This window comes from Bradyrhizobium sp. CCBAU 53421 (genome assembly GCF_015291625.1).
Taxonomy (GTDB): Bacteria; Pseudomonadota; Alphaproteobacteria; order Rhizobiales; family Xanthobacteraceae; genus Bradyrhizobium.
In genome coordinates this window covers 5,276,633-5,296,085 of record NZ_CP030047.1, presented here as the reverse complement: position 1 = coordinate 5,296,085, position 19,453 = coordinate 5,276,633, and the positions used below count along the sequence as shown (strand labels likewise).

Sequence of the window (19,453 nt, the reverse complement as noted above, 5' to 3'; positions counted from 1 at the left end):
GTCTCCCCCTCACGTGAATTCGATTCCCGACCGTCGGGACGATCTGCTTATAGCTGAGCGGGAGACTTGGCGCTACGCGAAGACTTGGCGCTACGCGCGGACGCGGACATAGCTGCCCGGAGCGTCCTCGAGCACCGACGCTCCGTTCGAGCCCACGATGCGCGCCGGGACCGTCTCCGGATCATGGCTCTCCAGCCAACCGCGCCAGTCGGGCCACCACGATCCCTTGTGCTCCTCGGCGCCCTTCAGCCAATCAGCGAGCTTGATGTCCTTGATGTTGTCGTTGGTCCAGTACTGATACTTCTTCGAGGCGGGCGGATTGACCACGCCGGCGATATGGCCGGAGCCGGACAGCACATACTTCACCGGGCCGCCGAAGAACTGCGAGCCGTAGAGCACCGATTCCGCCGGCGCGATGTGATCCTCGCGTGCCGCGAGGTTGTAGACCGGCACCTTCACCTTCGACAGATCGAGCAGCGTGTTGTCGAGCACCATCGTGCCGGTCGACAGCCGGTTCTCCAGATAGCAGTTGCGCAGATAGTAGGAATGGTTCGACGACGGCATCCGCGTCGCGTCCGAATTCCAGTGCAGCAGGTCGAACGAGGAGGGCGGCTGGCCCTTCAGATAATTGTTCACGACGTACGACCAGATCAGGTCGTTGGAGCGCAGCATGTTGAAGGCCATCGCCATCTTGCTGCCTTCGAGCACGCCGGATTCCTGCATGTCGCGTTCCAGCGCCGAGATCTGGTCCTCGTCGACGAACACCAGCAGGTCGCCGGCGTGGGTGAAGTCGACCTGCGCGGCAAAGAACGTCGCCGACGTCACGCGCTGGCGGCGCTTCTCGGCAAGATAGGCGAGCGTCGAGGCGAGCAGGGTGCCGCCGACGCAGTAGCCGGCGGTGTGCACCTTCAACTCGCCGGTGACTTTCTCGATCACGTCCATCGCCGTGAGCGGGCCTTCGGTCATGTAGTCGGCCCAGGTCTTCTTGCCGAGCTCCTTGTCCGGATTGACCCAGGAGATCACGAACACCGTAATGCCCTGGTCGACGCACCATTTGACGTAGGATTTCTCGGGGCGCAGATCGAGGATGTAGAACTTGTTGATCCATGGCGGCACGATCAGGAGCGGCGTGCGCAGCACGTTCTCCGTCGCCGGCGAATACTGGATCAGCTGCATCAGCTCGTTCTGGAAGATCACCTTGCCCGGCGTCGTCGCCATGTTGACGCCGACCTCGAGGTTGCTCGAATCGGACTGGCGGATCCGCAAGGAGCCGTGGCCGGCCTCGATGTCCTCGGCCAGCATCTTCATGCCGCGGACCAGATTGTCGCCATTGGTCTCGACCGTGGCGCGCAGCACTTCCGGATTGGTCAGCACGAAATTCGACGGCGCAAGCGCGTTGGTGATCTGCTGGACGTAGAATTCGGCCTTCTTGCGGGTGTGCGGATCGATTCCGTCGGCGTCGTGGACCAGCTGCTGCGCCCATTTCGCGGTCAGCAGATAGAGCTGGAGGATGAAGTCGAAGAACTGATTCGACTTCCACTCCGGATCCTGGAAGCGCTTGTCGCGCGGGGCCGGCACGATCGCGGGCTTGGCATCGGCTTCGCCGGCCATGCGGCGCACGGCCGATCCCCAGAGGTCGAGGTAATCCTTGCCGAGCTGCATCTGCAGCGAGGAGGCGCGTTCCTTGTCGGCCAGCCAGTATTCGGCGATCACGCTGAAGGTCTTGATGACCTCACCGAGCTCGTTCGGCGGCTTGTCGCGGACTTCCCCGGTCTGGCGCGGCTTCAGATAGGCGGCCAGCGCCTGGCCGCTGCTCTCCATCGCCCGCGCGATATTCATGGCGAAGGCTTCGGCGTTGAATTTCGGGGTGGCTTGGGTGTCGGTACTGACGTTGCTCATCGGAAGGACAATATCGCGTCGTTTGGAGGGCGTCATCGCGCGGTGCGGCAACGAGAATCAGGCAAAATTCGCCGTTTCGCTCTGTTGCGGTGCGACAAAAAATCTTTGTTCCGTCATATTGAAGCCTCAGGGGTCGCTTTTGCTGTTCACGCTTTAAGCGTTTCGGGCGACAATGGTTTGAAACGACTAAAGCCAGGATTAATTGCAGCGGGGACGCTGCAAGGCTCGTACCAGTGCGACCCGTGTCGGCAACGTGCGACGTGCGCGCTAGCTTGTTGGGGACAATTCGGCGCATGCCGATCGATCGAATGAACAGGGGGCTCGCAGCCGCAGCGCTGCTCGCGTCGATGCTGGCGCTGAGCGGGTGCTCGAGCACGATCGCCGATATGGCCATGCCGGCCGATGCGCCGGCGCGGCAAAAGGATGCAAACGGCTATCTCCCGGTCCACGATCTCCCGCCCGACCGCGCCGATCCGACCATCAAGCCCGCGGACCAGGCCAAGATCGAGCAGGAGCTGATTGCCGCCCGTGAACGCCAGACCCAAGCCCAGGCGCAGGCGTCGGCCGCAGCCCAAAGCGGCAAGTGAGCGCGCGGGACAGGCCGATCAGCGCTGGCGCCGCCCGGCGTCCGTGCTAAAAGAAACCCAATTCAACCGCAGATCCGGCCGCAGCCCCCCGATCGTGCGCCTGAATTCGCTCTAAGTCATTGATTCAGTGCGATTTCTGTAAGAGGCCGAGCCGGCTTCCGCATCTCAACCAAGGGGGTCGATTCTGGCATCGCGGTTGTCGGAGCAAGGGTCCCATGGAAGATTTTTACCGCATTCGTCGTCTGCCGCCTTACGTCTTTGAAAAGGTCAACCAGGCCAAGGCGGCCGCGCGCAATGCCGGGGCCGACATCATCGACATGGGGATGGGCAATCCGGACCTGCCGACCCCGCCGCATGTGATCGAGAAGCTCAAGGAGACGCTGGGCAAGCCGCGGACCGACCGCTACTCGGCCTCCCGAGGCATCAACGGCCTGCGCAAGGCCCAGGCCGCCTATTATGGGCGCCGCTTCGGGGTCAAGCTGAACCCCGATACCCAGGTCGTTGCGACGCTCGGCTCGAAGGAAGGATTCGCCAACGTCGCGCAGGCGATCACCGCGCCCGGCGACGTCGTGCTGTGCCCGAATCCGAGCTATCCGATCCATGCGTTCGGCTTCCTGATGGCGGGCGGGGTGATCCGCTCGGTGCCCTCGGAGCCGACGCCGCAATTCTTCGAGGCGGTCGAGCGGGCCATCATCCACTCGATCCCGAAGCCGATCGCGCTGATCGTCTGCTATCCGTCGAACCCGACCGCCTATGTCGCGGACCTCGATTTCTACAAGGATCTGGTCGCGTTCGCGAAGAAGCACGACATCTTCATCCTGTCCGATCTGGCCTACGCCGAAGTCTATTTCGACGAGGACAAGCCGCCGCCGTCGGTGCTGCAGGTGCCCGGTGCGCTCGACGTCACCGTCGAATTCACCTCGATGTCGAAGACGTTCTCGATGGCCGGCTGGCGCATGGGCTTTGCGGTCGGCAATGAGCGCATCATCGCGGCACTAGCGCGGGTCAAATCCTATCTCGATTACGGCGCCTTCACGCCGGTGCAGGTGGCGGCGACCGCCGCGCTGAACGGTCCGGACGACTGCATCCGCGAGATGCGCGACACCTACCGCAAGCGCCGCGACGCGCTGGTCGAGTCATTTGGCCGCGCCGGCTGGGACATTCCGCCGCCGCAGGCCTCGATGTTCGCCTGGGCGCCGCTGCCCAAGGCGTTCGAGGCGGTCGGCAGCATGCAGTTCGCGACGCTGATGGTGGAGAAATCCGGCGTCGTGGTGTCGCCAGGCGTGGCGTTCGGCGAGCATGGCGAGGGCTATGTCCGCATCGCGATGGTGGAGAACGAGCAGCGCATCCGGCAGGCCGCGCGCGGCGTGCGCCGCTTCCTTGAAAGCGGCATCGAAACGTTGCACAACGTCGTTCCTCTCGCCAACCGACGCTAATCCTTCCAGGTTGCTTTATCTCATGGTTGCACCCCTGAACGTGGGCATAGCGGGGCTCGGCACCGTCGGTGCCGATGTCGTCCGCCTCATCGAAACGCAAGGACGGACGCTGGCCGAGCGCAGCGGCCGGCCGGTTCGCGTCGTCGCCGTCACGGCGCGCTCGAAAGCCAAGAAGCGCGGCCTCGACCTGCGCGGCGTCGCCTGGGCGAAAAGCCCCGAGGCGCTCGCCGAAGATCCTAATATCGACTGCTTCGTCGAACTGATGGGCGGCGCCGGCGATCCCGCGCTCACTGCGATCGAGACCGCGCTGAAGGCCGGCAAGTCGGTCGTGACCGCCAACAAGGCGCTGATCGCCAAGCACGGCCTGCGACTTGCCGCAGCCGCCGAGAAGCACGGCGGCGCGCTGAACTTCGAGGCGGCGGTCGGTGCGGCGATCCCGGTCATCAAGACGCTGCGCGAGGGCCTCGCCGGCACCACCGTCAACCGCGTCTACGGCATCCTCAACGGCACCTGCAACTACATCCTGACCCGGATGGAGCAGGAGGGCCTGTCATTCGAGGAATGCCTGAAGGACGCCCAGCGTCTCGGCTATGCCGAAGCCAACCCGTCATTCGACGTCGATGGTCACGACACCGCGCAGAAGCTTGCGATCCTGGCGAGCCTCGCCTTCGGAACCAAGGTCGCGGAAAGCGCGGTCTATGTCGAAGGCATCTCCTCGATCACGCCGGAAGACCTCAAGGCGGCATCGGAACTCGGCTACCGCGTCAAGCTGCTCGGGGTTGCCGTGCGCACGGCAAAGGGCATTGAGCAGCGCGTGCACCCGACCATGGTGCCGAAATCATCCTCGATCGCGCAGGTGATGGGCGTGACCAATGCGGTCGCGATCGACGGCGAGGGGATTCCGCCGATCACGCTGGTGGGTCCGGGCGCCGGCGGCGGCGCGACCGCCTCCGCCGTGGTCGCCGACATCGCCGATGTCGCCCGCGGCATCCGTGCCAAGCCGTTCGGGCGCCCGGTGGAGCGGTTGCGCGACACCTCCAAGGCGCCGATGGAACGCCATGAGGGTGGCTACTATATCCGCCTGATGGCGCGCGATCTTGCAGGCACTGCCGCAACAATCGCCACGAGGCTGGCGGAACAGAAGATATCTCTGGAATCCATCGTGCAACGGCACCCCGATGGCGTCGATGTGAACGGTGCGGCCAAAAAACCTTCACCGGTCCCGGTCATTCTGATTACCTATGCGACCAGCGAGGATGCCGTGCATCGTGCGCTGGCCGCAGTGCAGCGCGATAAGGTCATCAGCGGCCGGCCGCAGGTGATCCGGATCGAGAAAAACTAGCGCATGGCCTGAACGGGTCGAGCGTGAGACGATTGATGCGGGCAGGCTGGCCTGTCCCCGAGGCTTAAGGAGTACGCCGATGTCGACCCATATTTCCGTTCCGCCGCAGATGCTGCTCGAGCGCATCCTGACGCTCGAAATCGTGCGCGTGACGGAGCGCGCGGCGGTGTCGGCCGCGCGGCTGCGCGGCCACGGCCAGGAGAAGGCCGCCGACAAGGCTGCGGTCGACGCGATGCGGCGCGAGCTCAACAAGCTGCCGATCGAAGGCACGGTCGTGATCGGCGAGGGCGAGCGCGACGAGGCGCCGATGCTGTTCATCGGCGAGAAGGTTGGCCTCAACGCCGGCCCGAAGGTCGACATCGCGGTCGACCCGCTCGAAGGCACCACGCTGTGCGCCAAGAACATGCCGGGCTCGATCGCCACCATGGCAATGGCCGACGGCGGCACGCTGCTGCACGCGCCCGACGTCTACATGCAGAAGATCGCGATCGGCCCGGGCTACGCCAAGAACGTGATCGAGCTCGACGCGCCGCCGGCCGACAACGTCCGCCGGCTCGCCAAGGCGAAGGGTGTTGATCCCACCGCCATCAACGTGCTGGTGCTCGACCGTCCGCGCCATGCCGACATCATCAACAGCGTGCGCTCGACCGGCGCTGCCGTGCAGCTGATCACCGACGGCGACGTCGCCGGCGTCATTCACTGCGCCAAGCCCGACGAGACCGGCGTCGACATGTACATCGGCACCGGCGGCGCGCCCGAGGGTGTGCTGGCGGCGGTCGCGCTGCGCTGCATCGGCGGTCAGATGCAGTGCCGTCTGATCCTCGACACCGAAGAGAAACGCGCGCGCGCGCACAAGATGGGCGTCACCGATCCGAAGATGATCTACGGCATCGAGGACATGGCCAAGGGCGACTGCCTGTTCGCCGCCACCGGCGTCACCACCGGCTCGCTGCTGACGGGCGTGAAGTTCAAGAAGGACGTGATCGAGACCGAGACGGTCGTGATGCGCTCGGTCACCGGCACCGTGCGCTACATCAAGGCCGAGCACCGCCAGCTGGAGAAATTCCACCTGGATTGATCTGCCCAGCCAATCCGGGGCGTCCGAAGGACAAACCCCAATGCGCAATGCGCATTGTGGAATCTCGAGATTCCGGGTTCGCGCTCACGCGCGCCCCGGAATGACGACAACAAAAACAACAAGGGAGACGAGCATGTCCGATCTTTCCGGCGTCAAGGCACTGGTGTTCGACGTGTTCGGCACAGTGGTCGACTGGCGCACCAGCCTGATCAACGACTTCACGACATGGGGAGAGAAGCGCGGCATCAAGGCCGACTGGACGGCGCTGGTCGATGGTTGGCGCGCGGTCTACGCGGCCTCGATGGACGAGGTGCGCAAGAATCCGCAGAACGGCTACGTCATCCTCGACGTGCTGCATCGCCGCTCGCTGGAGACGCTGGTCGCGCAGTTCGACATCAAGGGGCTGACCGAGCCTGACCTGCAGCACCTCACGCTGGGATGGCACCGCCTGCATGCGTGGCCGGACAGCGTCGCCGGCCTGACCCGGCTGAAGAGCAAATACATCATCTCGCCGCTGTCGAACGGCAACGTCGCGCTGCTGACCAACATGGCGAAGTTCGCAGGCCTGCCCTGGGACCTCGTGATGTCGGCCGAGCTGTTCGAGCACTACAAGCCCGATCCGGAAACCTATCTCGGCGCGGCAAAACTGCTCTGCCTGCCGCCTGAGCAGGTGATGATGGTCGCCGCCCACAATTACGATCTGAAGAACGCGCAGAAGCACGGCCTGAAGACGGCGTTCGTGGCGCGGCCGACCGAATACGGTCCATTGCAGAAAGTCGATTTCGAGGCCACGGGTAGCTGGGACATCGTGGCCAAGGATTTCGGGGAAATCGCCAGCCGGATGGGCTGCTAGAACTGGCTTGGGATTCACTGAGGCGCTACGATTCCCGCATGATTGGAAGGGAATCATGACGCTCCACGCATCCGCACTGCCCGTTGAGGCGCCACAGGCGTTCCTTGGCGTGACGCGGTCGCTGACCGGAAAGCTCTGGCGCGACCGGCTGGATGCGCGCGGGGCGGCGCGGGCGCTCGCGATCGTGCAGCGGCACAATCTCCCGGAAATGCTGGCGCGCGTACTGGCGGGGCGCGACGTCGCGATCGACGAAGTCGCCGACTTCCTCGATCCGACGATCCGCAAGCTGATGCCCGACCCGCACACCGTCACCGAGATGGAACACGCCGCCAAGCGTATCGCCGATGCGGCAGTACGTGGCGAGAAGGTCGCGATCTTCGGCGACTATGACGTCGACGGCGCGACCTCGGCGGCATTGCTGACCTGGCACCTGCGCCATTGCGGGCTGGATCCCTTGATCCACATTCCCGACCGCATCTTCGAAGGCTATGGACCGAACGTCGACGCCGTTCGCGCGCTGGCGGCCAAGGGCGCGACCTTGCTGGTCACGGTCGATTGCGGCACCACCAGCATCGAGCCACTGGCGGAAGCCAGGAAGCTCGGGATGTCGGTCGTGGTGATCGATCATCACCAGACCGGCGACGAGTTGCCCGAGGTCGACGCGCTGGTCAATCCGAACCGGCCCGACGATCTCTCGGGGCTCGGCCATCTCGCGGCGGTCGGCCTCGTGCTGGTGACGCTGGTCGCGGTGAACCGCGAGCTGCGCCAGCGCGGCTACTGGACCCGCGAGATGCCGGAGCCCGATCTGCTCAGCGTGCTGCATCACGTAGCGCTCGGCACCGTCGCCGACGTCGCGCCGCTGATCGGGCTCAACCGGGCCTTCGTTGCAAAGGGCCTGATCGCGATGCGCCGCCGCGATCATGTCGGCCACACCGCGCTGATGGATGTGTCGCGGCTCAATGGGCCGCCGGAGGCCTGGCATCTCGGCTTCATGCTGGGGCCGCGCATCAATGCCGGCGGCCGCATCGGGCGCGCCGATCTCGGCGTGCGGCTGCTGCTCGAAGGCGACGTCTCGGAGGCCGCGCGGATCGCGGCCGAGCTTGATCGCCTCAATGCCGAGCGGCGGGTGATCGAGCAGGCGGCCGAGGCGCAGGCCGAAGCCGAGGCGCTGGCCGCGCTCGGGCTCGAGGACAAGGGCGCTGTCATCGTCACCGCGGCGGAAGGCTGGCACCCCGGCGTGGTCGGGCTCGTCGCCGCGCGGCTGAAGGAGAAGTTCGCGCGGCCGTCCTTTGCGATCGCGCTCGAGCCCGGCGGCATCGGCACCGGATCGGGCCGCTCGATCGGCGGCGTCGATATCGGCAAGGCCGTGCGGCAGGCGGTGCACGACGGCCTGTTGATGAAGGGCGGCGGGCACGCGATGGCGGCCGGCGTCACGCTGCGCAAGGAAAAGCTCGCCGAATTCCGCGCCTACATGGAAAGCGCATTGGCTGATGACGTCGCTAACTCACGGCACGAGAACGAGCTGTTCATCGACGGCGCCGTCACCGCGCGCGCGGTGACGCCGGAATTCGCCGCGACGCTCAATCGCGCAGGTCCGTTCGGTGCCGCCAATCCCGAGCCGGTGATCGCGCTGCCGTCACACCAGCTGGTCTATGCCGACGAGGTCGGGCAGGCGCATTTGCGGCTGCGCTTCAAGTCCGGCGACGGTTCCATCGTCAACGGTATCGCATTCCGCTCGGTCGGACAGAAGCTCGGCAGCGCCTTGACGCAAAATCGCGGCCAGCAATTGCACGTGGCGGGCTCTCTTGCAGTCGACCGTTGGCAAGGCACCGAACGTGTGCAATTCCGTGTGCTCGACGTCGCGGCACCGGATCAGGGCCCGGCGGTGATCAGATAAGAAACGTCGGGAGTGGACATGGCAGGACAGGTTGAAGGCAAGGTCGCGTTGGTGACCGGCGGCGCGTCGGGGATCGGCGAGGCGATCGTCGAATTGTTCGCGCAGGAAGGCGCGACGGTCGTTGCGACCGATATCGACGAGTTGCGGGGACCCGAGCTCGCCGCGCGGCTCAAGAAGGCCGGTCGCGAGGTGGTCTTCCTGCCGCAGGATGTCACCAGCGAGGAGCGCTGGATCGAAATCGTAGCTGAGATCGGCAAGCGCTACGGCCGCCTCGACATCATGGTCTCGAACGCCGGCATCGGCATTGGCGCGCCGTCGATTGTCGAGATGTCGCTCGCAGACTGGCGCCGGCAGACCGCGATCAATATCGACGGCGTGTTCCTGTCGGTGAAGCATTCGCTGCCGCTGATGCGTAAAACTGGCGGCGGCTCGATCATCATGATGTCGTCGCTGGCGGGCCTGCGCGGTGCGGCGACGCTCTCCGGCTACAGCGCGACCAAGGGCGCGGTGCGGCTGTTCGCCAAGTCGATCGCGATGGAATGCGCGCAGGTGAACGACGGCATCCGCGTCAACTCGGTGCATCCCGGCATCATCGACACGCCGATCTGGGGCAAGATCCCGACCGGCGCGACCGGCGCCGGCCAGAACGCGCCGATCGATCCCGAGGAGCGGGCAAGGTTCGCAACGCCGCTCGGCCGCGCCGGCCAGGCCTTCGAGATCGCGCAAGGCGTGCTCTATCTCGCCTCGGATGCTTCGCGCTACGTCACCGGCACCGAGCTCGTGATCGACGGCGGCATGAACGCAGGCGGCGTGGTGCGGCAGCCTCCGAAATAGTCTCCGTCATTGCGAGGAGCGAAGCGACGAAGCAATCCACAGTGCCGCATATGCGGAGAGTTGGATTGCTTCGCTGCGCTCGCAATGACAACGGTGGACGGCTAGCCGCCTTGCCGCAGCCGCGCCAACACCTTGAGCCCGCCGTAACCATCGGCGGGCAACAGGCCCGTCCTGGTCTGGAAATCCTTGATCGCCTGCATGGTGTCGTTGCCGACGCGGCCGTCGGTGCCGCCGGTGTCGAAGCCGGCCTTGGTCAGCCGCGTCTGCATCTCCTGCACCTCGGCGAGCGTCAGCGCGCGCTCCGAGCCCGGGAACGGCTGGATGAAGGGCGGCCCGCCGAGACAGCGGTCGCCGAGATGGCAGATCGCCAGCGCGTAGTTCATCGACGGATTGTAGCTCTTCACCGAATTGAAGTTCGGGCCGAGCAGGAAAGCGGGACCGCCCGCGACCGGGATCCAGAGCTGCGCCGACGCATTCGGCTGCGGAAACGGCTGGCCGTCGGCGCGGACGACGCCGGCGCTGGCCCAGGCCGCGTAGGTGCGGCTGCCGCTGGCGCCGCCACCGGGCGCGCGGACTTCGTAGCCCCAATGCTCGCCGCGGTGCCATTTGCCGCGATTGACGAGGTACTTCGCGGTCGAGCCCAGCGCGTCGTCGGGGCGGCCGAACGGCGAGACCTTGCCGTCGCCGTCATAGTCGAAACCGACATTGAGCCAGACTTCCGGCATCCACTGCGAATGGCCCATCGCGCCGGCCCAGGAGCCGTTCATCTCCTCCGGCGTGCTCCAGCCACGCTGCACGATCTTCATCGCGTTGATCAACTCGGTCTCCCAATAGGCCTTGCGGCGCGGCTCGTTCCAGGCGAGCGCCGCAAGCGAGGGAAACACCGGCGTCATGTGGTTCTGCTGCACCAGCGGATCGCCATAGGCCGATTCAACGCCCCACAGCGCGAGCAGCGTGCCGCGCTCGACGCCGAAGTCGCGCTCGATCCTGGCGAACAGCGCCTCGTTCTTCTTCAGCGCCTCGCGGCCGTGGATGACCCGCCAGTCGGAGACGCGGCGGTTGATGTACTGCCAGATCTGCTCGTGGAATTCTGGCTGGTTGCGCATCTGCTTGAACACGCTCATGTCGGGCTCGACCCGTCCCATGCAGCGATTCCAGGTCGCCTCCGAAATGCCCTTTGCCAGTGCACGGGCGCGGAAATTCTCGCGCCATTGGTCGAAGCCGGCAGGCGCGGCCGCCAGCGCGCCGAGCGGAGTGCCGAGCGTCACGCCTGCCGCGAGCGCCGCTTTGAGGACGGTGCGGCGGGCAGGGGATTGCAAAGAATCAGGCTGTTTCATCGGCCCAGTCTAGCGGCGCCGATCGGGTGAGCCAAAAGCCACGCCGCCACAGGAGCATTATTTGAGCATGCCCTTCTCGGAAAACCGGTTCCCACTTTTCCGGGGCATGCTCTAGGTATCCTGCAAATCTGTGGCGATTTTTGACAGCCATTGCCGGACTACCTGTTCCGACTTCGGGTCCAGGCTGGCGGCGAGCCGCCGCTCCTGGGCCTGGGCGATATGGCGGCATTTCTCCAGCAGCGCGGTTCCATGGCTGGTCAGGGTCCATTGCAGCATCCGGCCGTGGACCGGGTGCGGCGTCTTGCGGATCGCGCCGTCGCGCTCGAGGTTGCGGATGATCACGCTGACGGTCTGCGGCGTCAGCAATGCCACCCGCGCGAGATCGGCGCCCGAAAGGCCCGGATAGGCTTTCAGCATCGTTAGCACCACGAATTGCGGCGAGGTGACGCCGAGATGTTCGAGTTCGCGCTCCATCGACAGCCGTGAGGCGGCATGCGCCTGGCGCAGCAGATAGGCGAGATAGCCCTGTTCGCCGCGCTTGCCCTCGCCCGGCGGCGGGATGACGGAGGCGGGCAGGGCGTCCGCGGCCGCCCCGGTCGCGACCTTGCCCGCCGCCGCTTTCCCCGCCGGCCGCCGCGCGGCGGCGCCGGATTTCCCTCGTTTCTGCATTCCCGCCATGTTGCCTTCGCGAATATCTGCATCTTGCTCTATATCAGAGCTCTGATAACATGTCAGCACACTGATAACACGAGGCCGAGCCAATGTCACATGCCCGCAAGGAATACATCGACTTCGAGAAGCTCGCCCCCGATGTCTTCGCCGTCGTGCGCGACCTCGGCCAGTTCGCGGCGAAGGCCGGCCTCGACAAGCAGCTGCTCGAACTGGTCAAGCTGCGCGCCTCGCAGATCAATGGCTGCGCCTTCTGCGTGCAGTATCACATCCTGCAAGGCGAGAGCCTTGGCGTGCCCGTCGACAAGCTCAACCTCGTCGTGGTGTGGCGCGAGGCGCCGCAATTCTCGGCGCGCGAGCGCGCGGCGCTGGCCTGGACCGAGGCGCTGACGACCTTGCCGAACGGCGTCAGCGACGAGGTCTATGCCGAGGTCGCGGCTGAATTCTCAGAGAAGGAGTTGACCTACCTGACCTCGGCGATCGCTTCGATCAATGTCTGGAACCGGTTCGGCGCCGCCTATCGCTGGACGCCGCCGCCGCGCCGGCAGCCGGCGGCTTCGTGAGACGGATCGAACGGCAATCGACAGGGGAGAACAACCGATGACCTCGATGGCGATGACAGCATCTGTTTCATTCGCGCGGCCGCCGCGTGCGGTTTCGCTGGCCGTGATTGCGGGGCTGGCCTCAGCCTTCGTGATCGGCAAGGCCTTGCCGACCCCGATGGATGCGATCTCGGCGGTGATCGCGCCGCTCTGCGCCAGTGCCAACGCGGCATCGCCGCTCGACAAGGTCGAGGTCATTACCTCGCACGCGCTGCCCAACGTGCCGGGCAAGCGCGTCACCGTCGTGCGCGTGTTCTATGGTCCCGGCGGCTTCACGCCGCCGCACCGCCATTCCGGCTCGGTGACGGCCTACATCACCAAGGGCGAGATCCGTTCTCAGCTCGGCGGCGGGCCGGTCGAGACCTTCAAGGTCGGCCAGTCCTTCTTCGAGCCGCCGGGATCGACCCATGTGGTCTCGGCCAATGCGAGCACCACGGAGCCGGCGGAACTGATCGCGGTGTTCGTCGCGGACGAGGGCGCGCAGCTGACCACGATGCTGGAATAGCCACCGGCAATTCCGATCGAAGCCGGCCCAATTCCGCGGGCTGCAAGCGATGCCGCGCACTGGACCAGTTTGCTGTGAAGTCCGCAGCAAACTGGACCTTGCAGGCAGAGTAGGGCGCGGTGATTGATGGCGCGGCGGCGACGGCCGCAATGCGATCTCGCCGTTTGCGCGGCGGGTCACCAGACAGGAGCAACCGATGATCAATCTCAAGGGGCTTTCCGCCTTTCCGATCACGCCCTCGAACCGAGATGGGCAGGTCGATGCGGGAGCGCTTCGCGCATTGCTGGAGCCCTTGATTGCGGCGAAGGTGAATTCGATCGGGCTGCTCGGAAGCACCGGCTCATATCCGTATTTCAGCCGCGATGAACGGCGGCGTGCGGTGCAGGTGGCTGCCGGCCTGGCAGATGGCAAGACGCCGCTCCTGGTCGGCGTCGGCGCGCTGCGCACCGATGATGCGGTGAAGCTGGCGCAGGATGCGCGTGATGCCGGCGCGGTGGCAGGCCTGCTGGCGCCGGTGTCCTATACGCCGCTGACCGATGACGAGGTGTTTGAGCACTTTCAGACAGTGGCGCGTGAAAGCGGATTGCCGATCTGCATCTACGACAATCCGGGCACGACGCATTTTCGATTCACGCCTGACCTGGTCGGCCGATTGAGTCACGTTGCGGGAATCGTGGCGGTGAAGAGTCCCGCGCTGGACGCTGCCGCGGTGCCGGGCCATATCGCTGAATTACGGGCTGTGGTGCCGAACGGCTTCTCGTTGGGCTACAGCGCCGACTGGAATTGCACCGAAGCTCTGCTGGCGGGCGGCGAGACCTGGTACAGCGTTCTCGCCGGAGTTTTCCCCAAGGTCTGCCTCGACATCGTCCGTGCCGTGGCAAATGGAGACGCCGCCAGGGCGCGGCAGCTTGATGCGCGTCTGCAACCGGTCTGGCAGCTGTTCAAGACATTCTCGAGCGTGCGGGTCGCCTACGCGATCGCCAATCTCAGGGGGATCTGTGCGGCCGAGCCTCCGCGTCCGATCCTGCCGTTGCCGGCGGACGCCCAGAAGAAGGTCAGCGAGGTGTTGGCCGGAATGGACATCGGTTGATCATCGCCGCGGTTCGCAACGGAATTCGCGGTCGCTGCAGCGCCATCGCGGCTTCCACGCGCGTGCAAAATCGGCATAACAATCGGCCATCGTGCTCGTTGACTGGGAGACGTTCGATGCGATTGCCGGTAGCTCTGTTGATGCTTCTGATCCCTGCCGTGGCGTGGGCGGAGGAGCCCGCGACCAACGCGCCGGCGTTGTGGGGCAGTCCCACCGTCGACAACGGCGCCTGCTGCAAAACGCTTGGCGAGGTACGCAGCAACATCGACCGGCTCGACCGCGAGATCGTGCGCCTGATGGCCGAGCGCGGCCGCTACGTCCATGAAGCCGCGCGCTTCAAGGCCAACCCCGCGCAGGTCGAGGCGCCCGAGCGCGCCGAGGCGGTGGTAAAGAAGGCGATGGCGCTTGCGGAAGCGGACGGGCTGTCGCCGAAGGTCGCGGAAGCCGCCTATCGCGCGATGGTGCACGCTTTCATCGACTACGAGCAGGGCATCTTCGCGGACGCCGCGGCACGCGGCGATGCCCCGTGGAAGAAATAGGCGGACGCGGCTCACCATGCGGGCCCCCGTCCGGCGCGTGCTCACGGGTGCGACGTTCGCGCTGATCGGCTTTATGGCCGCATCGATCCCCGCGGTTGCCGACGTCTCGCTGCATAATGTGGTGTTATTCACCAATCGCTTCGCAGTTGATACCGGCTCTTCAGGCGGGTCGCCGTGACGCTCGTCGCGTGCTGGATCCGGTTGATATCTCCGCCGTCCCGCACCGATGCATGAAGGCTCCAGTCTCCATTCGCTGAGACGACTTCCACGTGGCATACGTGCTCTCCGCCGGGACAGCTGCGTATTTCGCGCAGCGCAATCAACTCCAGGTCTCTTGCCGATATTGGCGTTCTCATCGTTGAGCCTCGCCATCCACACGTTGTCCATGGGCAACACGATCAAGCGGCCTGGGCCGCTTGAGTGAGAGCATACAGCCGTTCCAGGTTGCGCTTCTCTTCGTCGATCCTTTTTGCGAACTTCTCCCGCTCCTGGTCCGATTTGGCAGTGTCGAGCAAGAATTGATAGTGACGGATTACCTTCTCGCTTCCGCGTATCAGAAACTGCGTCGTGCTCACGGTGAGGCGCCTTCCGATCTACTGACGCTCAGCGATGGCCGTTCACGTAAGAGAGGGGGCATGCCGGCCGCCAGAGCCTCCATCGCCGAGGATTCCTCGGAGAGACGTCGTTCGATGAACTGGCGCTCCAGGTCGCTCAGCTTGGTGCTGAGTAACCGCCGATACCGCCGGATGTTGTTGCGATGCGCCCGAAGCTGTTCGAGCTGGCGGTCGACGATCTCGCGCTTCTCCTGCCTGGCGCACCAGCGGGCTTCGATTCTGTCTACGATGTGTTTCGGAAGATTGATGTCGTTCATATCACCCTCCTACGCCGCGAGCGGACGCACCGTTGAACGAAGACGATGGGGCTTGCCGCCCGGCGGATGATGAGGATCGCTGTCGAGACGACATAGCGCGTCGAGAATTGCATCGATGGTTACGGGTGATCGCAGCTCTGTTGGCGCCCGTAAGTCCGGACGACACGGGACTGCGGCAGCGTCAGACGCCCATGACGCCAGGAGAGCACGTTTTTCTTCCATGGTCAGGGAGAGATCTGCCAAGACATCCCGGGGATGATTGAACCGCGCCTTACTGCGGTCAGACTTCAAACAAATAACTTTGGCGGTCGTCGGCCGCATGTTTGCCTCCGTTCTAAGACGAGAATTGAATGTTGAGGCCGCGCTCGGCGTTCCGAACGCGGCTTCTCGTGTGTCAAGCTGCAGCTGATTCGAGCTGTTGCGGCCGGTTCGGCTGCGTTGCGTTGATCGCGATCCGCCGCGGCTTCATGGCTTCCGGAATTTCGCGCGCCAGTTCGACCCTGAGCAGACCATTGTCGAACGCGGCGTTCTTCACCAGGACATGATCCGCCAAGCTGAATTGCCGCCTGAATCGACGGGTCGAGATACCTTGATAGAGATAGTCGCGGTCCGCTTTTTCGACCTTGTTGCCCTCGATCGTCAGGACGTTCTGCTCGGCAGTAACCGAGATCTCGTCCGGTGAGAAGCCTGCGACCGCGAGCGCTATCTGGTAGCGATCTTCGGCAAGTCGCTCGATGTTGTAGGGCGGGTAGTTGTCTTCGGTGGCCCGCTGAGCTGTCTCGGCCAGATCGAAGAGACGATCGAACCCGATCGTCGACCGGAAGAGGGGAGAGAAATCGTACGTGCGCATAGCCAAATCCTCCAAAGAGCAAGATGGGTATGAGAAGCACCGGACACGACCGGTGCCCGTTACGCCTGGACCCGACTGGCGTCCAGGTGATCGGCCACGCGGGCCGACGTGCCACGAATTAAATCGAGCTCAGAAAGTGTCAAGAGGTCTTCGCAAAAAAAAATGCGACAGCATGTGAGCGCCCTCTGCTCAAACCGTCGAGGATCTCCGCGAGGGTCTCGCAGACGTGTAGCCGGCGTTGATGGCATGGTCGATCGAGGGCAGCGGATCGACCGAGCCGCCGCCGGCCCACATCTTCTCGTTCCAGCTCTCGCAGGGCAGGGCGCCGGCCTCGCGGATCAGCGCCTCGCCGGCGGCGCGCCTCTCGGCCCAACACGTTGCGAGGATCGCCGTGACCGCTCTGGCACGCGGAGCTTCTTAGCGGCTTTGCGAAGAGGGGTGTGGGATGATGTTTAGGGGCCATCGTCCATGATCGCGCCGCCGCCATTCTGCAAGTCGATGTGACCCACGGGAACGGACGTTCCGGAAAGTGGTGTCGACGGAGCCGATGGCCATGGCTCCCAGGCGAGCGGCGGCTGCACGATTTCGGAATAATGGAATGATGCCGCTGAGTTGCCCGACGTGTCAAGACGTCGTGCCTGATGACGGCAGCCGCCGGCTACTGTGCATGGGGTTGTTTTCGATATTTCGGCAGTGCGTCCGCGAACCGCGGTTCGCTCGCCCTAATTGCCGCCGCCTTCCTGGGTGTCGATGCGATGCACGACATCGTCGGGCAGGGCATGGGCCACGGCGGCCGCAGGCCCTGGCTCCGGCCCGATCTCGCGGCCGCGGCCGCGGATCAGCCGCTCATAGGCCGACACCAGCGTGGTGTAGGGATTGACCCAGAGCCAGCCGTCGCGCGTGAATACCTGCACGTCGAAATGCAGATGCCGTGACGTGCCGTTGGGATGGTCGAGATAGTTCGAGACCACGCCGATCTTCTCGCCCTCGCTGACGTAGCGTCCGTTGAGCAGGCCGTCGGCATCCATCACCGACGGGTTCATGTGCATGTAGCGGAAGCGGACATGCTCGGTGCGGGTGTTGACCTGCAAGGTTGCGGCCTGCTGCTGCGCCGAGCGGATCACGATGCTATCGCGCACCGCGACGACGGCCTGCTGCCTGGGGTCGCACCCGTCCTTGCTGTCGGCGGGGCACGCGCCCGGCCTGATATCCTGGCCCTGGTGGCCGTAGCCGCTGGCGCATTGGCCGACCTCGAAGCTGCGCGCCTCGCAGAAATTGTCCTGCCAAGGATACTCGTCGACGGTCGCGCCGGCCTTGCGCCTGGCGAAGGATTGCGAGTGCGCGAAGGCCGGCGCCTTCTGCAGCGGAAAGCGGATCTGCGAATACACGGTGAAGTCGGCGTGGCCGCCTTGCTGCCTGCGGCCGCCGCTGCCCGCGACGATGTCGCCGCTCGGGCGGTAGCTGAAATCCGCCGATGGCGCGAACGGCCGCTCGGCGATGTCGGAGCCGATGTCGCTGCGCGGCCGTGACGGCTGCCCGCCGGCGATGCGCAGCGCCTTGAGGAAGCGCTCGGCGACCGGATAGGCCTCGCGACAGGCGAGCCGCTTCGATCGCGGCGCGCTGTCGAGGCACTGGATCGAGACGACGTAGGGAATCCCGAAGCGCGTGAACGCGTAGCGGACATAGCCTTCGCGGATGAAGCGGCGCAGGTCCGGAAATTGCGCGGCCAGCGTCTTGACCGGTTCGCCTTTGCCGCTGAGTCGGTCGGCGAGGTCGTAGACCAGGATCGAGCCCGAGATCTGCACCTCGACCGGTTTTGCAAAGGTCCGCGGCGGCATGCCGTCGCCGGCGCCCGGGTCGAGCGAGAACACCGCGTCATAGCCGGCCGCGCCGGCGTGGAAGACATCGGCCGCGCGGAAGTCGGCCTGGTAGCGCGCGACCGGCAGGCTGGCCGCTGCGCCGTTCTGTCGTGCGTCGAGATAGCTTGCGGGGTCGAAGGGCAGCAGCACCGGGATCGGGCTCTGCGCAATGCCGGGGAAGAGCGGCGATGTCACCGCGTTCAGCTGCACCAGCGCGGGCATCGCGCGCGGATCGGAGGCCGCGACGCGGCGCTGTCCGGCGAACGTGAAGCCGGTGGCGACGGCCGGGCGGGTGGTGATCTCTTGCCGTAGCTGGTCGAGCACGGCGCGCCATTCGACCCGCATCGCCGAGATCGAAGGCGTCCGGAATTCGTCGGCATGAGCGCCGGGAGGAGGCAAGAGCAGGGCTGCCAGCCAGCAACTGATGAAGCTGACGACCTTCCTGTTCACTGCACTCCCCGATTCATGTTTGATCGCGAGAGATTAGAGCAAGTTCCGGAAAAGTGTGTAGCAGTTTTCCGGAAAGTTTGAGCTTAAACAACAACCTGATGCGCGGTGATGATTCGTGATGAATGTCACCGCGCGTTGATGCTCAATCCTTCCGCTCAGTCCTTGGCGCGTTCGACGTAGGAACCGTCCTCGGTCATCACGACGATGCGCGTGCCGGTGGAGACGTGCGGCGGCACGCCGGTGCGGATGCCGTTCGACAGCACCGCGGGCTTGTACGACGACGAGGCGGTCTGGCCCTTGGTCACAGGCTCGGTCTCCACCACTTCCAGCGTCACGCGCTGCGGCAGCTGGATCGCGACCGGATTGCCGTCGTGCATCGACAGCTTCACCGTCATGTTCTCCTGCAGATACGGCGCCGACGTTCCGACGATCTCCTTGGAGACCTGGACCTGGTCGTAGTTGTCGTTGTTCATGAAGTGGAAGCCGTCGCCGTCCTCATAGAGGTAGTTGTAGTTGTGGTCTTCGACGGTGGCCTTCTCGACCTGGTCGGTGGTCTTGTAGCGCTCCGACACCTTCACGCCGTCGCCGATGCGGCGCATTTCGATCTGGCTGACGGGGGTGCCCTTGCCGGGATGAATGTTTTCGGCGGAGAGGACCACATAGAGCTTGCCATCCTGCTCGATGATGTTGCCCTTGCGGATGGAACTGGCGATGACTTTCAAAGGTGTTTTCCTGAATTTGAGAAGCGGGGGCGC

At 65.0% G+C, this 19,453-nt stretch carries 21 protein-coding genes; 13 read left to right on the top strand and 8 right to left on the bottom strand.

Translation table 11 applies throughout. The features are described 5' to 3' along the window. Positions 1 to 90 precede the first annotated feature (90 nt). Positions 91 to 1,899, bottom strand: coding sequence for an alpha/beta hydrolase (locus XH92_RS25375; protein ID WP_194454542.1), 1,809 nt, complete (start codon positions 1,897 to 1,899; stop codon positions 91 to 93). Between the two features lie 293 nt (positions 1,900 to 2,192). Here XH92_RS25375 and XH92_RS25370 point away from each other — a divergent pair, with 293 nt between their 5' ends. The 7 genes from XH92_RS25370 (at position 2,193) to XH92_RS25340 (ending at position 9,926) form a co-directional block, all read left to right on the top strand. Beyond that, positions 2,193 to 2,486: a hypothetical protein gene (locus XH92_RS25370; protein ID WP_194454541.1), complete on the top strand. Its 294-nt coding sequence runs from the start codon at positions 2,193 to 2,195 to the stop codon at positions 2,484 to 2,486. Between the two features lie 215 nt (positions 2,487 to 2,701). Then, positions 2,702 to 3,922 (top strand): LL-diaminopimelate aminotransferase, encoded by a 1,221-nt coding sequence (locus XH92_RS25365; RefSeq protein ID WP_194454540.1) that lies wholly within the window; start codon positions 2,702 to 2,704, stop codon positions 3,920 to 3,922. Between the two features lie 22 nt (positions 3,923 to 3,944). Then, on the top strand, positions 3,945 to 5,264 hold the full coding sequence (locus XH92_RS25360) for a homoserine dehydrogenase (RefSeq protein WP_194454539.1): 1,320 nt from the start codon (positions 3,945 to 3,947) through the stop codon (positions 5,262 to 5,264). Between the two features lie 79 nt (positions 5,265 to 5,343). Further along, positions 5,344 to 6,342, top strand: coding sequence for a class II fructose-bisphosphatase (gene glpX, locus XH92_RS25355; RefSeq protein WP_194454538.1), 999 nt, complete (start codon positions 5,344 to 5,346; stop codon positions 6,340 to 6,342). Between the two features lie 133 nt (positions 6,343 to 6,475). Further along, entirely contained in the window at positions 6,476 to 7,195 is a 720-nt protein-coding gene (locus XH92_RS25350; protein WP_194454537.1) for a haloacid dehalogenase type II, read from the top strand. Positions 7,196 to 7,250: 55 nt separating this feature from the next. Further along, positions 7,251 to 9,092, top strand: a complete 1,842-nt coding sequence (recJ, locus tag XH92_RS25345; protein ID WP_194454536.1) for a single-stranded-DNA-specific exonuclease RecJ — start codon at positions 7,251 to 7,253, stop codon at positions 9,090 to 9,092. Between the two features lie 18 nt (positions 9,093 to 9,110). After that, positions 9,111 to 9,926 (top strand): SDR family NAD(P)-dependent oxidoreductase, encoded by an 816-nt coding sequence (locus tag XH92_RS25340; RefSeq protein ID WP_194454535.1) that lies wholly within the window; start codon positions 9,111 to 9,113, stop codon positions 9,924 to 9,926. Positions 9,927 to 10,027: 101 nt separating this feature from the next. Here XH92_RS25340 and XH92_RS25335 read toward each other — a convergent pair whose 3' ends face one another. Both XH92_RS25335 and XH92_RS25330 read right to left on the bottom strand, forming a co-directional pair. Then, positions 10,028 to 11,263 (bottom strand): lytic murein transglycosylase, encoded by a 1,236-nt coding sequence (locus XH92_RS25335; protein WP_194454534.1) that lies wholly within the window; start codon positions 11,261 to 11,263, stop codon positions 10,028 to 10,030. A 111-nt stretch (positions 11,264 to 11,374) separates the two neighbouring features. After that, positions 11,375 to 11,941: a MarR family winged helix-turn-helix transcriptional regulator gene (locus tag XH92_RS25330; protein ID WP_194454533.1), complete on the bottom strand. Its 567-nt coding sequence runs from the start codon at positions 11,939 to 11,941 to the stop codon at positions 11,375 to 11,377. An 83-nt stretch (positions 11,942 to 12,024) separates the two neighbouring features. On the opposite strand from XH92_RS25330, the gene XH92_RS25325 reads away from it, so the two are divergent. The 5 genes from XH92_RS25325 (at position 12,025) to XH92_RS25305 (ending at position 14,846) form a co-directional block, all read left to right on the top strand. Continuing rightward, positions 12,025 to 12,495 (top strand): carboxymuconolactone decarboxylase family protein, encoded by a 471-nt coding sequence (locus tag XH92_RS25325; RefSeq protein ID WP_194454532.1) that lies wholly within the window; start codon positions 12,025 to 12,027, stop codon positions 12,493 to 12,495. A 37-nt stretch (positions 12,496 to 12,532) separates the two neighbouring features. Beyond that, positions 12,533 to 13,039 carry a cupin domain-containing protein gene (locus XH92_RS25320; protein WP_194454531.1) on the top strand — a complete coding sequence of 169 codons (507 nt, stop codon included), beginning with the start codon at positions 12,533 to 12,535 and terminating at the stop codon, positions 13,037 to 13,039. A 196-nt stretch (positions 13,040 to 13,235) separates the two neighbouring features. Next, positions 13,236 to 14,129 carry a dihydrodipicolinate synthase family protein gene (locus tag XH92_RS25315; protein WP_194454530.1) on the top strand — a complete coding sequence of 298 codons (894 nt, stop codon included), beginning with the start codon at positions 13,236 to 13,238 and terminating at the stop codon, positions 14,127 to 14,129. Between the two features lie 116 nt (positions 14,130 to 14,245). Continuing rightward, positions 14,246 to 14,668 (top strand): chorismate mutase, encoded by a 423-nt coding sequence (locus XH92_RS25310; RefSeq protein ID WP_210345474.1) that lies wholly within the window; start codon positions 14,246 to 14,248, stop codon positions 14,666 to 14,668. 16 nt (positions 14,669 to 14,684) lie between these two features. Then, positions 14,685 to 14,846: a hypothetical protein gene (locus XH92_RS25305; RefSeq protein WP_194454529.1), complete on the top strand. Its 162-nt coding sequence runs from the start codon at positions 14,685 to 14,687 to the stop codon at positions 14,844 to 14,846. A 220-nt stretch (positions 14,847 to 15,066) separates the two neighbouring features. Here the strand turns inward: XH92_RS25305 and XH92_RS25300 are convergent, their stop codons facing one another. The 3 genes from XH92_RS25300 to XH92_RS25290 all read right to left on the bottom strand — a co-directional run bounded on the left by XH92_RS25300 (position 15,067) and on the right by XH92_RS25290 (position 16,389). After that, a complete protein-coding gene (locus tag XH92_RS25300; RefSeq protein ID WP_194454528.1) occupies positions 15,067 to 15,243 on the bottom strand; it encodes a hypothetical protein in 177 nt (58 codons plus the stop codon). After that, positions 15,240 to 15,539: a hypothetical protein gene (locus tag XH92_RS25295; RefSeq protein ID WP_371817823.1), complete on the bottom strand. Its 300-nt coding sequence runs from the start codon at positions 15,537 to 15,539 to the stop codon at positions 15,240 to 15,242. Before XH92_RS25295 ends, XH92_RS25300 begins: the two co-directional genes overlap by 4 nt. A 394-nt stretch (positions 15,540 to 15,933) precedes the next feature. Further along, positions 15,934 to 16,389, bottom strand: a complete 456-nt coding sequence (locus tag XH92_RS25290; RefSeq protein ID WP_194461413.1) for an Hsp20 family protein — start codon at positions 16,387 to 16,389, stop codon at positions 15,934 to 15,936. A gap of 241 nt (positions 16,390 to 16,630) precedes the next feature. On the opposite strand from XH92_RS25290, the gene XH92_RS43950 reads away from it, so the two are divergent. Next, positions 16,631 to 16,810, top strand: coding sequence for a hypothetical protein (locus XH92_RS43950; protein ID WP_194454527.1), 180 nt, complete (start codon positions 16,631 to 16,633; stop codon positions 16,808 to 16,810). 301 nt (positions 16,811 to 17,111) lie between these two features. Here XH92_RS43950 and XH92_RS25280 read toward each other — a convergent pair whose 3' ends face one another. Both XH92_RS25280 and efp read right to left on the bottom strand, forming a co-directional pair. Then, a complete protein-coding gene (locus tag XH92_RS25280) occupies positions 17,112 to 18,698 on the bottom strand; it encodes a M23 family peptidase (RefSeq protein ID WP_194454526.1) in 1,587 nt (528 codons plus the stop codon). A 155-nt stretch (positions 18,699 to 18,853) separates the two neighbouring features. Beyond that, positions 18,854 to 19,420, bottom strand: a complete 567-nt coding sequence (efp, locus tag XH92_RS25275) for an elongation factor P (RefSeq protein ID WP_194454525.1) — start codon at positions 19,418 to 19,420, stop codon at positions 18,854 to 18,856. Positions 19,421 to 19,453: the final 33 nt, after the last annotated feature.